14 protein-coding genes are annotated in these 12,453 nt (G+C 73.2%); 4 read left to right on the top strand and 10 right to left on the bottom strand.

Translation table 11 applies throughout. From position 1 onward, the window contains the following. Positions 1-3: 3 nt before the first annotated feature. Positions 4-852: a menaquinone biosynthetic enzyme MqnA/MqnD family protein gene (locus E4U91_RS20065; protein WP_137308141.1), complete on the bottom strand. Its 849-nt coding sequence runs from the start codon at positions 850-852 to the stop codon at positions 4-6. A gap of 298 nt (positions 853-1,150) precedes the next feature. Between E4U91_RS20065 and E4U91_RS20060 the strand changes: the two genes are divergently transcribed. Together E4U91_RS20060 and E4U91_RS20055 are read left to right on the top strand one after the other, a co-directional pair. Then, the gene (locus E4U91_RS20060; RefSeq protein WP_067240544.1) at positions 1,151-1,354 is read left to right on the top strand and encodes a cold-shock protein; all 204 of its coding nucleotides are present in this window, start codon (positions 1,151-1,153) and stop codon (positions 1,352-1,354) included. A gap of 212 nt (positions 1,355-1,566) precedes the next feature. Then, on the top strand, positions 1,567-1,857 hold the full coding sequence (locus E4U91_RS20055) for a hypothetical protein (protein WP_137308140.1): 291 nt from the start codon (positions 1,567-1,569) through the stop codon (positions 1,855-1,857). A 26-nt stretch (positions 1,858-1,883) separates the two neighbouring features. On the opposite strand, the gene E4U91_RS20050 is transcribed toward E4U91_RS20055, so the two are convergent. From E4U91_RS20050 to E4U91_RS20040, 3 genes are all read right to left on the bottom strand, one after another. After that, positions 1,884-2,372 carry a hypothetical protein gene (locus tag E4U91_RS20050; RefSeq protein WP_179959688.1) on the bottom strand — a complete coding sequence of 163 codons (489 nt, stop codon included), beginning with the start codon at positions 2,370-2,372 and terminating at the stop codon, positions 1,884-1,886. A 41-nt stretch (positions 2,373-2,413) separates the two neighbouring features. Next, positions 2,414-4,333 (bottom strand): AMP-dependent synthetase/ligase, encoded by a 1,920-nt coding sequence (locus tag E4U91_RS20045; protein WP_137308138.1) that lies wholly within the window; start codon positions 4,331-4,333, stop codon positions 2,414-2,416. 254 nt (positions 4,334-4,587) lie between these two features. Next, positions 4,588-5,874 (bottom strand): acetyl-CoA C-acetyltransferase, encoded by a 1,287-nt coding sequence (locus E4U91_RS20040; protein ID WP_137308137.1) that lies wholly within the window; start codon positions 5,872-5,874, stop codon positions 4,588-4,590. A gap of 117 nt (positions 5,875-5,991) precedes the next feature. On the opposite strand from E4U91_RS20040, the gene E4U91_RS20035 reads away from it, so the two are divergent. Both E4U91_RS20035 and E4U91_RS20030 read left to right on the top strand, forming a co-directional pair. Then, the gene (locus E4U91_RS20035; RefSeq protein WP_137308136.1) at positions 5,992-7,308 is read left to right on the top strand and encodes a 3-oxoacyl-ACP reductase; all 1,317 of its coding nucleotides are present in this window, start codon (positions 5,992-5,994) and stop codon (positions 7,306-7,308) included. Next, entirely contained in the window at positions 7,308-8,222 is a 915-nt protein-coding gene (locus E4U91_RS20030; protein WP_137308135.1) for a MaoC family dehydratase, read from the top strand. The genes E4U91_RS20035 and E4U91_RS20030 overlap by 1 nt, the downstream gene beginning before the upstream one ends. A gap of 12 nt (positions 8,223-8,234) precedes the next feature. Here the strand turns inward: E4U91_RS20030 and E4U91_RS20025 are convergent, their stop codons facing one another. The 6 genes from E4U91_RS20025 to E4U91_RS20000 form a co-directional block, all read right to left on the bottom strand. Then, positions 8,235-8,903, bottom strand: coding sequence for a TetR/AcrR family transcriptional regulator (locus E4U91_RS20025; RefSeq protein ID WP_137308134.1), 669 nt, complete (start codon positions 8,901-8,903; stop codon positions 8,235-8,237). A 61-nt stretch (positions 8,904-8,964) separates the two neighbouring features. After that, positions 8,965-9,267 carry a DUF4229 domain-containing protein gene (locus E4U91_RS20020; RefSeq protein WP_067240557.1) on the bottom strand — a complete coding sequence of 101 codons (303 nt, stop codon included), beginning with the start codon at positions 9,265-9,267 and terminating at the stop codon, positions 8,965-8,967. A 97-nt stretch (positions 9,268-9,364) separates the two neighbouring features. After that, complete coding sequence (locus tag E4U91_RS20015) at positions 9,365-9,889, bottom strand: GNAT family N-acetyltransferase (protein ID WP_137308133.1); 525 nt, start codon at positions 9,887-9,889, stop codon at positions 9,365-9,367. A gap of 32 nt (positions 9,890-9,921) precedes the next feature. Beyond that, the gene (mqnE, locus tag E4U91_RS20010; protein ID WP_137308132.1) at positions 9,922-11,085 is read right to left on the bottom strand and encodes an aminofutalosine synthase MqnE; all 1,164 of its coding nucleotides are present in this window, start codon (positions 11,083-11,085) and stop codon (positions 9,922-9,924) included. A 38-nt stretch (positions 11,086-11,123) separates the two neighbouring features. Then, positions 11,124-11,579: an Lrp/AsnC family transcriptional regulator gene (locus tag E4U91_RS20005; RefSeq protein WP_137308131.1), complete on the bottom strand. Its 456-nt coding sequence runs from the start codon at positions 11,577-11,579 to the stop codon at positions 11,124-11,126. 105 nt (positions 11,580-11,684) lie between these two features. Continuing rightward, entirely contained in the window at positions 11,685-12,368 is a 684-nt protein-coding gene (locus E4U91_RS20000; protein WP_137308130.1) for a UbiX family flavin prenyltransferase, read from the bottom strand. Positions 12,369-12,453 lie beyond the last annotated feature (85 nt).

Genomic DNA, 12,453 nt, shown 5'->3' with positions numbered 1-12,453 from the left:
AGGTTACGGCCGCAGCAGTTCCACCCTCACGTCCGCGGGGAAACCCGTCGTGGGGCCGACCCGGCGCGCGAACTCGGTCACGGCCTCCAGCTGGGGCGCGCCGAACCGGAAGTCCAGGGTGGTGAAGTACCGCTCGAGGACCTTCTCGTCGAACGCCTCCCAGCGCGCCGCCTGTTCGGCGACCTTGCCGACCTCCTCCAGGGACAGGTTGCGGGAGGCGAGGAAGGCCTCGTGGACCTTGCGCGTGATGAGCGGCTCGCGCTCCAGGTAGTCGCGGCGTGCCGCCCACACCGCGAAGACGAACGGCAGGCCGGTCCACTCCTTCCACAGCGCGCCCAGGTCGTGCACGGTCAGGCCGTAGCGGGGGCCGTCGAGCAGGTTGGCCCGCAGCGCGGCGTCGCCGATGAGGACGGCGGCGTCGGCCTCCTGCATCATCACGCTGAGGTCGGGCGGGCAGGTGTAGTACTCCGGGGTGACGCCGTAGCGGTCGGCCAGCAGCAGCTGGGCCAGGCGCACGGACGTGCGGGAGGTGGAGCCGAGGGCGACGCGGGCGCCGTCCAGCTGCTCCAGGGGGACCTGCGAGACGATCACGCAGCTCATCACCGGGCCGTCGCAGCCGACGGCGATGTCGGGGAAGGCGACCAGCTCGTCGGCGTGCTTGAGGAACTCGACCAGGGTGATCGGCCCGATGTCGAGGTCTCCCTGCACCAGCTGCTCGCTGAGCTTCTCGGGGGTGTCCTTCGTCAGCTCGAAGTCGAGGAGCGTGCCCGTTCTCGCGAGCCCCCAGTAGAGGGGCAGGCAGTTCAGGAACTGGATGTGGCCGACGCGCGGCCGGGTGCGAGAATTGTCCACATCGCGAGGCTAGACCCCATCCGGTACGCTGCGAGCTTCACCCCCCGCCGTCGGGCGTCGTCAACCACTCGGGCACGGTTCAAACATCCGAGTGATGTGATCTTGACCCCTGTTGCTTTCGGCTGCCCGCGTGCTAGGCTCGCCGCAAGTTGCAGTTTGGTTTCCCTTGCAGTACAGAGCCTGCGGAGCATGTGACCGCGGGCTCTCGTCGTTTTCAGACGTACGCAGTTGTGCAGAACATCGTCTTCACACTTGCTGGTTCTGGAGCAGGGCAACCCTTTGGGCCCAAGGAGGGCTTATGGCTACCGGAACCGTGAAGTGGTTCAACGCCGAAAAGGGCTTTGGCTTCATCGCCCAGGAAGGCGGCGGCCCGGACGTCTTCGTCCACTACTCCGCGATCAACTCGACCGGCTTCCGGTCCCTCGAGGAGAACCAGCAGGTGTCCTTCGACGTCACGCAGGGCCCGAAGGGCCCGCAGGCGGAGAACGTCACCCCCGTCTGATCCGGGGCTGACCAGGCCCTGAGCACAGACTCCGAGTGCAGTACCCAAGGAGCCCCGCGCCGCAAGGCGACGGGGCTCCTGCCTTTGCGCCGGCCGTCCGCGGAGGGGTCCCACCACCCGGCCCCCCTTCCGCCGTCCCGTCTTCCGGACGGCTCCCCCGTTCGGCCCCGTCCGTCCGGGCGAAATCCCCCGACGCTCCTGTGAGGAGGCAGGTGCCCGGAGGGTTCGACCGGGTGCTCGCCGGCTGGTCGGCCGGTGGACCGGTGGCCTACGTGGAAGCCGAGTACTTCGGCGGTGTGGGCGAGCAGCGGGCGGCCGTCTGGGAGGGCGGCGCCCTCGTCCTGGGCCCGCTCCACGCCGAGGAGGGCCGGCCGTTCCCGCCGGCCGGCAGTCCGGTCTCCCGGGCGCTGCGCCGGCTGGGGGTCGCGGCGCGGGCCGGCGAGGACGAGTTCTCCGCCGTCGGGTTGCACCGGCACCGCACCAGCGGGGGCTGGGTGGCCTGACGGCGCGGTGTCCCGGGGACGTGTCCCTACGGGCGGGACGCCGGGTCCTCGTCCTCCAGCGGGTCCTGCGCCACGGTGGGCGCCGTCGCCAGGGCCTTCTCGTACGGGGTCCGGGCGAAGGTGAACGGGCCCAGGGGCAGGGTGCCCCACTGGGGCCGGTGGGGCTGGCGGAACGCGGTCCAGGTGATCGACTCCGGGGTCGTGCCGATGTGGGCCAGCAGGGGCCAGCAGTCCCAGATGCCGCAGGGGCAGCCCAGGACGGGGGCGGTGTCCGCCGGGGTCAGGAAGTGGGCGGGGGCGAACTCCGCCGCGGGGAGGCCGGCGTGCTGGGTCAGGAGGAGTTCCTCCTCCTCGCGCTCCTGGTCGTCGAACTGGTCCGCCAGCTCCGGGTGCCACAGGGCGCGGGTCGCGTCCGCCACCCGCCGGCGCAGGTCCACGCCGTCGACGCGCACGGCCCACACGGAAGCGCGGGGGTGCTCCGGAGCGGGGTGGCGGAGGAACTCGATCGTGTTCACCCGGGCATCCTCGGCCGCCCGCACAGGCCCGCGCCAACCCTTTACTGCGGCGGGTACAGCCCCTCCACGACGTCGGCGAAGTCCCGCAGGACCTGGTCGCGCCGGAGTTTCATCGACGGGGTGAGGTGGCCGGCCTCCTCCGTGAAGTCCACCGGGAGCACGGCGAAGCGGCGGATCGACTCGGGGCGGGAGACGAGCTTGTTCGCCTCGTCCAGGGCCCGTTGGAGCACCGCCCTCAGGTCGTCGTCGTCCAGGAGGAGTTCGGCGGGGACCGGGTGCTTGCCGTTCATCTGCCGCCAGTGGGTGATGCCGTCGGGGTCGAGGGTGATCAGGGCGGAGACGTAGGGGCGGCCGTCGCCGACGAGCATCACCTGGGAGATCAGCGGGTGGGAGCGCAGCCAGTTCTCCAGCGGGGCGGGCGCCACGCTCTTGCCGCCCGCGGTGATGATCATCTCCTTCTTGCGGCCGGTGATCGTCAGGTAGCCCTCGTCGTCCAGCTGCCCGAGGTCGCCGGTCGGCAGCCAGCCGTCGCGGGCCGCGGGGACGACCCCGCCGGCCGCCGGGTCCCAGTAGCCGCGCAGCACGTGGTCGCCGGCGAGCAGGATCTCGCCGTCGGCGGCGATGCGCACCCGGGTGCCGGGCAGCGGCCAGCCGACGGTGCCGAGGCGGGGCTTGAGCGGCGGGGTGACCGTGGACGCGCCGGTCGTCTCGGTCAGGCCGTAGCCCTCGTAGATCTCGATGCCCGCGCCCAGGTAGAAGGCGGCCAGGCGGCGGCCGAGCGGGGAGCCGCCGCAGATGGCGTGCCGGACGCGGCCGCCCATGGCGTTGCGGATCCGCCGGTAGACCAGCGGGTCGTAGAAGGTGCGGGCGGCCCGCAGCGTGGCGCCCGGCCCCGGTCCGGCGCCGGTCTTGTGGGCCTCGACCGCCTCGCCGTAGCGGCGCGCGACGGCCGCCGCGCGGTCGAAGGCGGACAGCCGGCCGCCCGCCTCGGCCCGGGCGCGCGCGGTGTTGAAGATCTTCTCCAGCATGTACGGGATGGCCAGCAGGCACGTGGGGCGGAACGCCGCGAGGTCGGGCAGCAGGTCCTCGGACTTCAGGCTGGGCGCGTGGCCCAGCCGCACCCGGGCGCGCAGGCAGGCGATGGCCACCATGCGCCCGAACACGTGGGACAGGGGCAGGAAGAGCAGGACGGAGAGGTCGTCGCCGCCCGCCCTGAAGACCGGGTGGAGGAGCTCGACGGCGTTGTCGACCTCGGCGAAGAAGTTGCCGTGGGTGAGCGCGCAGCCCTTGGGCCGGCCGGTGGTGCCGGACGTGTAGATGAGGGTGGCGAGGGTGTCGGGGCCCAGCACGCCCCGGCGCACGGACACTTCCCCGTCCGTCACGTGCGCCGCGCCGACCTCGCCCAGCCGGTCGAGGTGCCCCTTGTCCATGACCCACACGTGCCGCAGGTCGGGGATGCGGTCGCGCTCCGGGCCGAGCGCGGCGGCCTGGGCGACGGTCTCCGTGACCAGGGCGACCGCGCCGGAGTCCTGGAGGATCCAGCGGGTCTGGAACACGGACGAGGTCGGGTAGACGGGCACGGTGACCAGCCCGGCCGCCCAGGCGGCGAAGTCCAGCAGCGTCCACTCGTACGTGGTGCGCGCCATGATGGCGATGCGGTCGCCCGGCACCAGCCCCTCGGCGATCAGCCCCTTGGCCAGGGCCAGCACCTGCGCCGCGAAGTGCTCGGCCGTCACATCGCTCCAGCGGCCGTCCGGCCACCTGCGGCTGAGGGCCACCGCGCCCGGCGCGGCCGAGGCGTTGTCGAAGGGCAGGTCGGCGAGCGAACCGTGCCGCACCGGCTGCGCGAACGCCGGTACGGACGCCTCGCGCACGACCCCGTCCAGGCGCAGCGTCTCGGGCCGGACGAGGACGGGGGGAGCCGTGTCGTAGTCGGCGGAGGTGGGGTGTGCGGTGGACACGGGCGGCTCCCTGGGCGTGCAGCGACGAGAACTGCTTGCTGCATGAACTACGTGCCTCGTGTGTCGAGGCGTTCACCGCGGTACGTCCCGGAAAGGTGTTACCGCCGGTCAGGCAGTGGATCGTACGGGCCTGACGTGAGCGTGCTGTGAGGTTTCCGGGTTGCTCCGGGGCCGGGGCTGTGCATTCTTGCGGATCATGTGAGTGACCCTCAGGTATGCCGTCGCCGGGCGCCCCGGACCGCTCCTGGCCGGGCTCAGTCCCGCTCCAGCACCGCCGTCACCCCCTGCCCGCCGGCCGCGCACACGGAGATCAACCCCCGTCCCGGTCCGCCGCGTTCGGCGAGCAGCTTGGCCAGGGTGGCGACGACGCGCGCGCCGGTCGCCGCGAACGGGTGCCCGGTCGCCAGCGAGGAGCCGGCGACGTTGAGCCGGTCCCGGTCCACCGGGGCCAGGCCGCGCTTCTCCCAGGCCGCCAGGGTGGCCAGCACCTGGGAGGCGAACGCCTCGTGGATCTCGACCAGGTCGAAGTCCTCGATGCCGTACCCGGCGCGCTCCAGCATGCGCGGCACCGCGTGCGCGGGCGCCATCAGCAGGCCGTCCTCGCCGTCGGCCACGTCACCGTGCACGAAGTCGACGGCCGCCGTCGCGTACGTGGTGAGGTACGCGAGCGGGCGCAGGCCGCGCGCCTCGGCCCACTCCTCGGAGGCCAGCAGCACGACCGCGGCGCCGTCCGTCAGCGGGGTCGAATTGCCCGCGGTCATCGTCGGGTCGGGGGCGTCGAGGCCGAACACCGGCTTCAGGCGCGCGAGTTGCTCCGTGGTCGAGTCCGGGCGCAGGTTCTGGTCGCGCTCCAGGCCGCGGAAGGGGACGACCAGGTCGTCGAAGAAGCCCCGCTCGTAGGCGGCGGCCAGCCGCCGGTGGCTGGTGGCCGCCAGGTCGTCCTGCGCCTCGCGGCCGATGCCCCAGGCGCGGGCGGTCACCGCCGCGTGCTCGCCCATCGACAGGCCGGTGCGCGGCTCGGCGTTGCGGGGGACGTCCGGGACGAGGTGGCCGGGGCGGATCCGGGCGAGCGCCTTGAGCCGTTCACGGGTGGACCGGGCCCGGCGGGCCTCCAGCAGGATGCGCCGGAGCCGGTCGTTGACGCCGAGGGGCGCGTCGCTCGCCGTGTCCGCGCCGCCCGCGACCGCCGACTCGGTCTGACCGAGGGCGATCTTGTTGGCGGCGGCGATGACCGCCTGGAGTCCCGTGCCGCACGCCTGCTGGACGTCGTACGCCGGGGTGCGCGGGTCGAGGGCGGAGCCGAGGACGGTCTCGCGGGCCAGGTTGAAGTCCCGGCTGTGCTTGAGGACGGCTCCGGCCACCACCTCGTCCACCGCGCCCGGCCCCCGCAGCCCGAAGCGGTCGGCGAGGCCGTCCACCGCCGCGGTGAGCAGGTCCTGGTTGGACGCGGTGGCGTAGGGGCCGTCGGAGCGGGCGAACGGGACACGACTCCCGCCGATGATCGCCACACGCCGGGCCCGGGGCGGTTGCACGGGGCTCATCTCGACCTGCTCCTCATGGTCACGTAGCATTACCTCCGGTAACCTTACTCTGCAGTAAGGACTGGGGTAAGACACGGGGACACGACAACGCGTCAGGGACACCGGGGAGTTGTGCACATGCCCGACCGCTATCTGAGCTTCACCCGCACCGCGCCCGGCCGGTTCCTCACCCGCCGGCTCGGCCTGCCCCAGCCGGCCGCCCTGCACCGCTGGTCCCCCGACCGCCCCGCCCTCGACGGCCCCCTGCTCGCCCTCACGGCCGGCCCCTCGGCCCTCGACCTCGCACCCGTGCTCGCGCGCACGGGGCCGGCCGTCGACCCGGCCGCCGGTGCCGCCCGCCCGGCCGCCGTCGTCCTCGACGCCACCGGGGTCCGGGACGTCGACACGCTCGCCGGGGTGCACGCGGCCCTCCACCCGGTCGTGCGGTCCGTCGTCCCGAGCGGGCGGATCGTCGTCCTCGGGGCGCCGCTCGACCCGGCCGACCACCACCAGTCGGCCGCCCAGCAGGCCCTGGAGGGCTTCATCCGGTCGCTCGGCAAGGAGATCGGCGGGGGCAGGACCGTGAACCTGGTTCGGCTCACCGACGCGGGCGCCGCCGAGTCCACCCTGCGCTTCCTGCTCTCCCCCAGGTCCGCTTACGTCAGCGGCCAGGTGATCGACGTCCTCGCGGCGGCCGGCCCCGTCCCGCCGGCCGACCCCGGCCGCCCACTCGCCGGCCGCACCGCCCTGGTCACCGGGGCCGCCCGGGGCATCGGCGCGGCCGTCGCCGAGACGCTGGCCCGCGACGGCGCCCGGGTCGTCGTCCTCGACGTGCCGCAGGCCGCACAGGACGCCCGGCGCCTCGCCGACCGCCTCGGCGGCACCGCGCTCACCCTGGACATCACGGCCGCGGACGCGGGCGAACGGATCGCCGCCGAACTCCCGGGCGGACTCGACGTCCTGGTCCACAACGCCGGCGTCACCCGCGACCGCCGCCTGGTCAACATGCCCGCCGAGCGCTGGAGTTCCGTGCTGGACGTCAACCTCGCGAGCGTGCTGCGCACCACCGACGCCCTGCTCGCCGAGGGCACCCTGCGCCCGGGCGGGCGGATCGTCGCCACCGCCTCCATCGCGGGCCTCGCGGGCAACGCCGGGCAGACCAACTACGGGGCGAGCAAGGCCGGGATCGTCGGTCTCGTGCGGTCCCTGGCGCCCCGCGCGCTGGCCGAGCACGGCGTGACGGTGAACGCGGTTGCGCCGGGCTTCATCGAGACGCGGATGACGGCCGCGGTCCCGCTGTTCATCCGGGAGGCGGGCCGCCGGATGAACTCCCTCGCCCAGGGCGGACTGCCCGTGGACGTCGCCGAGACCACCGCCTGGCTGGCCGACCCCGCGTCCGGCGCGGTCAACGGACAGGTCGTGCGCGTGTGCGGCCAGAGCCTGCTGGGGGCGTGATGACCACCACGGACCCGTCGACGCCGCCCACCCCCTCGGCCCCCCGCACGGCCGGTCCCCCGCTGGGCCTGCTGCTCGCGCGCGGGGCGCTGCTCTCCCCCTTCAAGCGCCCGCGCGCCGACGCCGGCCACCCGCGGGACCGGATCGTGCTGCCCGGCCTGCGCGTCGACCTGGCGCGGCTGGCCGCCTACGAGCGGGTGTGCGGCTTCGCCCCCGGGGACGACGGGCTGCCGGTGACGTACCCGCACGTGCTCGGCTTCCCGTCGGCCGTGCGGCTGATGAGCCGGCGGGACTTCCCGCTGCCGCTGCTCGGGCTGGTGCACACCTCGATCGACGTCACCCGGCACACCGCGCTCCCGGCCACCGAGCCGTACGACCTCGCCGTGCACGTGGAGGGACTGGCCCCGCACCGGCGCGGCACGGAGGCCACCGTGGCCACCGCACTGCGCTCCGGCGGGGAGGTGGTGTGGGAGTCGCGCAGCACCTACCTGGCCCGGCACCGGACACGGCGTCCCGTGGCGGAGGCGTCCGGCGCGGGCAAGGGGGACGACGCCGAAGGAGTGCCGCTGCCGGTCCTCGACGAGTGGCGGCTCTCGGGGGACGTCGGGCGCCGGTACGGTGCCGCCTCCGGTGACCGCAACCCCATCCACCTGCACCCGCTCACCGCCCGCCTGTTCGGCTTCCCCCGGGCCATCGCGCACGGCATGTGGACCGTGGCGCGCTGCCTGGCCGCGCACGGCACCCCGGCGGCGGTCCGGGTGCACGCCGGCTTCCGGGCGCCGGTGCTGCTGCCGGGCACGGTGGTGTTCGCGGCGGACGGCGACCGCTTCACGCTGCGCGGCCCCGGGGAGGGCGGACGGCTGCACGTGAGCGGGCGGGTGGAGCGCCTCCCCGCACCGGGGCCCCGCGGGTGACGGGACCGACGACTAGTCGGCCGGCCGGGTGAGCGGTTCCTCCTCCGGCGGGGACCAGGGGCGGCCCGCCATCAGGTCGCCGAGGCCCGACCAGGCGAAGTTCATCAGGGTGGTGGCCGCCTGGCGGGCCGTGACGCCCTCGGTGGCGTTGGCCCAGTCGGCCAGGGACTCGGCGGCGCCGACCAGGGCCTCGGCCAGTCCGGCGACCTCCCGCTCGGGCAGGGCGGGGTTGCGGTGCGCCTCACGGGCCGCGGCCGCGATGAGCTGGGTGACGAAGGTGACGATCTCGTCGCGCATCGCCGTGACCTCGGCCGCGAACACCTCGCCGTGGGTGCGGGCCTGGAGGTGCAGCACCGACCAGGCGTCGGGGTGCTGCGCGGTGTGCGCGAAGAACGCCCGCAGGCCGTCCCAGAGTTGGCGGTCGGCGGGCAGGTCGGTGCCGACGCCGGCCCGCACCGCCGCGACGAGGGCGGTGGCCTCCCGGCGGATGCACGCGGTGAAGAGGTCTTCCTTGGAGTTCAGGTACAGGTAGACCAACGGCTTGGACACGCCCGCGAGTTCGGCGATCTCGTCCATGGACGCGGCCGTGTACCCGCGTTGGCCGAAGGTCCGCACGGCGGCGTCCAGCATCTGCTGCTCACGGACCGCGCGCGGCATCCGCTTGGTCTTCACGGCACCCATGGGGCCAAGGGTAGTTGGGCGGTGCCGCGGACCGGCCCCTCCGCGGGGCGGAGGCGGTCCCTCAGGAGGCCGTCCGCTGGGAGGCGGTGGTCTCGTCGACGACCGCGTCCTCCTGGGAGCGGTTGGCGTCGAGGTTGGCCTTCATCCGGTCCACCCGGCGCACGACCGTCTCCGAGGCCCGGTCGCGCTCCTTGCGCAGCAGCACGAAGCTGAGGGGGGCGGAGATCACCAGCGAGAGCAGGACGACCCACATGCCGTTGGAGTCGCCGAGGCCGCGCGGGACGATCCCGGAGTAGACGAGACCCCAGACGACCACGAGGCAGCCCACGAAGATCCCGAGGCGCATCAGCGTGTAGCGGAGCATCTCAATCCACTCTTCCGATTCCAAAAAGGGACACCCTGGCAGCTTCCAGTAGAGCACGCCGGGAGACGGATCTTGGCAGGGGGTCCGGGGGCTCCGGTCAGCGCAGCGGCAGCAGCAGGATGACGTCGTCGCGGTCGTCGCCCGGGGCGACCCGGATGGCGTCGGGCACCCGGCCGACCTCCTTGTAGCCGCAGGAGGCGTAGAACCGCTCCAGGCCGAGCCCGCCCCGGCAGGTGAGCCGGATCGCCTCGATGCCCTCGATGCCGCGGGCCGCGTCCGCGGCGGCGGCGAGCAGGTCGCGGCCGTACCCCTTGCCCTGGTGGCGCGGGTGGACCATGACCGTGTAGAGCCACAGCCAGTGGGCCATCAGCCGGTGCGTGTTGAGGGTGAGGAAGGCCGTCGCGGCGATCCGCCCGCCCTCGTCGTGCCCGACGAGCAGCCGGGTGCGGCCCTCCGCCATCGCGACCAGGTGCTTGACCAGCTCCGGCCGGACGACCTCCGGCGTCACCGGCGGCACGAACCCGACGGAGCCCCCGGCGTTGGACACGTCCGTCCACAGCCCGAGGACACCGTCGCGCAGCGCGGGGGTGACGGCGGGGTCGAGAGTGAAAGTAAGGGACACGTTCGTATCGTAACCCTTACCGATCCACGACGTCAGACCCGCATCGGCTGCGGCGACTCCCGGCGCGCGGGGTCCGGGCCGTCGTACTCGCGGATGATCTCGTACCGCGTGTTGCGCTCCACCGGGCGGAAGCCCGCGTCGCGGATCAGCTCCAGCAGGTCCTCGCGGGTCAGCTTGTTCGGCGTGCCGTAGTTGTCCGCGTCGTGCGTGATCTTGTACTCGACGACCGAGCCGTCCATGTCGTCCGCGCCGTGCTGGAGGGCGAGCTGCGCGGTCTGGACGCCGTGCATCACCCAGAAGACCTTCACGTGCGGGACGTTGTCGAACAGCAGCCGCGAGACCGCGAAGGTCTTCAGCGCCTCCGCGCCCGTCGCCATCTGGGTGCGCGCCTGGAGCCGGTTGCGGACCTTGCCGTCCTGCACGTCCACGAAGTCGTGCTGGTAGCGCAGCGGGATGAAGACCTGGAACCCGCCGGTCTCGTCCTGGAGTTCGCGCAGCCGCAGCACGTGGTCCACGCGATGGCGCGGCTCCTCGATGTGGCCGTACAGCATGGTGCACGGGGTCTTCAGACCCTTCTCGTGCGCCAGGCGGTGGATGCGCGACCAGTCCTCCCAGTGGGTGCGGTGGTCCACGATGTGCCGGCGGACCTCCCAGTCGAAGATCTCGGCGCCGCCGCCGGTCAGCGACTCCAGACCGGCGTCGATCAGCTCGTCCAGGATCTCGCTCGCGCTCAGCCCGGAGATCGTCTCGAAGTGGTGGATCTCCGTCGCGGTGAACGCCTTCAGCGAGACGTCCGGCAGGGCCGCCTTCAGCTCCCGCAGCGAGCGCGGGTAGTAGCGCCACGGCAGGTTCGGGTGCAGGCCGTTGACGATGTGCAGCTCGGTGAGGTTCTCGCCCTCCATCGCCTTGGCGAGCTTCACGGCCTCCTCGATGCGCATCGTGTACGCGTCCTTCTCGCCCGGCTTGCGCTGGAACGAGCAGTAGGCGCAGGACGCCGTGCACACGTTGGTCATGTTGAGGTGCCGGTTGACGTTGAAGTGCACCACGTCGCCGTTCTTGCGGGTGCGCACCTCGTGGGCCAGGCCGCCGAGCCAGGCCAGGTCGTCCGACGCGTACAGGGCGATGCCGTCCTCGCGGGTCAGCCGCTCACCGGCCCTGACCTTCTCCTCCAGCTCGCGCTTGAGACCGACGTCCATGCCCACACCTTTCTCCGACAGCCCGACCCACGGTATCCCTAGACCTCTTCGGGCAGTTCCCCGACCCGGTTCTCCCACTTCGTGGACAGCACGATCGTGGTACGGGTGCGGGACACGCCCTTGGTGCCGCTGAGCCGGCGGATGATCCGCTCCAGACCGTCCACGTCACTGGCCCGCACCTTGAGCATGAACGAGTCGTCGCCGGCGATGAACCAGCAGTCCTCGATCTCGGTGAAGTCCTTCAGCCGGCGCGCCACGTCCTCGTGGTCGGCCGCGTCGGACAGCGAGATGCCGATCAGGGCGATCACGCCGAGGCCGAGCTGGGCCGCGTTCACGGTGGCCCGGTAACCGGTGATGACGCCGGCCGCCTCCAGCCGGTTGATGCGGTCGGTGACGCTGGGTCCCGACAGGCCGACGAGGCGCCCCAGCTCCGCGTAGGAGGCCCGGCCGTTCTCCCTCAGGGCCTGGATGAGCTGCCTGTCCACCGCGTCCATGCGATCGAAGCCTTCCGGTGAAAGTCGCTTTTCGGTTGAGGTAGTGCGAGGTGCTGCGAAGTACGAGGTACTGCGAGGTGCTGCGAGGTAGTGCGGGGTGCCCGGCTACCGGGTCGGTGCGGGTGCCGCACCGCCGCCCAGTTCGCCCTTCCAGCGCCGGTACAGGCCGTGCTCGACGCCCGCCGCGTCCAGCACCCGCCCGGCGACGAAGTCCACCAGGTCCTGGATGTGCGTGGCGCCCGCGTAGAAGCCGGGTGAGGCCGGCACGACACTCGCCCCGGCGTCGTCCAGCGCGACGAGGTGGCGCAGCGTCTGGCCGTTCAGCGGGGTCTCCCGCACGGCCACCACCAGCCTGCGGCGCTCCTTCAGTGTGACGCTCGCCGCCCGCTGCAGCAGGTCCTTCGACAGCCCCAGCGCCACGCCCGCGACACAGGCCGTCGAGGCCGGCACGATCAGCATGCCCTTGACGCGGTACGACCCCGACGACGGCCCGGCGGCCAGGTCCCCGGGGCTCCAGTACCGCACGTCGTCGAGCCCGGGGGCGAAGGCGTCGGGCTTGCCGTCGGCCCCGCGGGCCAGCCATGCGCCCAGGTCGTCCCGCCAGTGGGCGTCGCGGAAGGAGATGCCGGTCTCGTCCAGCAGCGTCAGCCGTGCGGCCCGGCTGACCACCAGGTCGACGCTCTCCCCGGCGGCGATCAGCGCCCGCAGCACGGCGGCCGCGTAGGGCGTCCCGGAAGCCCCGGACACCCCCACGATCCAAGGCGCGCGCTGCTTTTCTCCTGCGTTCACACGACGAGCCTACCGGCGCGTCGCGCGGGACCGAGGACCGGCCGCACCCCTTGCGGGTGTCCGCCGTGGCCCGGCCCCGCGTCCG

This window comes from Streptomyces lasalocidi (genome assembly GCF_005280215.1).
GTDB lineage: Bacteria > Actinomycetota > Actinomycetes > Streptomycetales > Streptomycetaceae > Streptomyces > Streptomyces longwoodensis.
The sequence above is the reverse complement of the archived record's forward strand: the minus strand, read 5'-3'. Positions and strand labels throughout refer to the sequence as shown.

Bases quoted from the DNA above. Each gene is read 5' to 3' on its own strand.
- E4U91_RS20020 (WP_067240557.1), bottom strand. From the start codon at position 9,267: ATGCTCCGCTACACGCTGATGCGCCTCGGGATCTTCGTGGGCTGCCTC.
- mqnE (WP_137308132.1), bottom strand. From the start codon at position 11,085: ATGGACGTCGGTCTCAAGCGCGAGCTGGAGGAGAAGGTCAGGGCCGGT.
- E4U91_RS20005 (WP_137308131.1), bottom strand. From the start codon at position 11,579: ATGGACGCGGTGGACAGGCAGCTCATCCAGGCCCTGAGGGAGAACGGC.
- E4U91_RS20060 (WP_067240544.1), top strand. From the start codon at position 1,151: ATGGCTACCGGAACCGTGAAGTGGTTCAACGCCGAAAAGGGCTTTGGC.
- E4U91_RS20030 (WP_137308135.1), top strand. From the start codon at position 7,308: ATGACCACCACGGACCCGTCGACGCCGCCCACCCCCTCGGCCCCCCGC.
- E4U91_RS20035 (WP_137308136.1), top strand. From the start codon at position 5,992: ATGCCCGACCGCTATCTGAGCTTCACCCGCACCGCGCCCGGCCGGTTC.
- E4U91_RS20040 (WP_137308137.1), bottom strand. From the start codon at position 5,874: ATGAGCCCCGTGCAACCGCCCCGGGCCCGGCGTGTGGCGATCATCGGC.
- E4U91_RS20025 (WP_137308134.1), bottom strand. From the start codon at position 8,903: ATGGGTGCCGTGAAGACCAAGCGGATGCCGCGCGCGGTCCGTGAGCAG.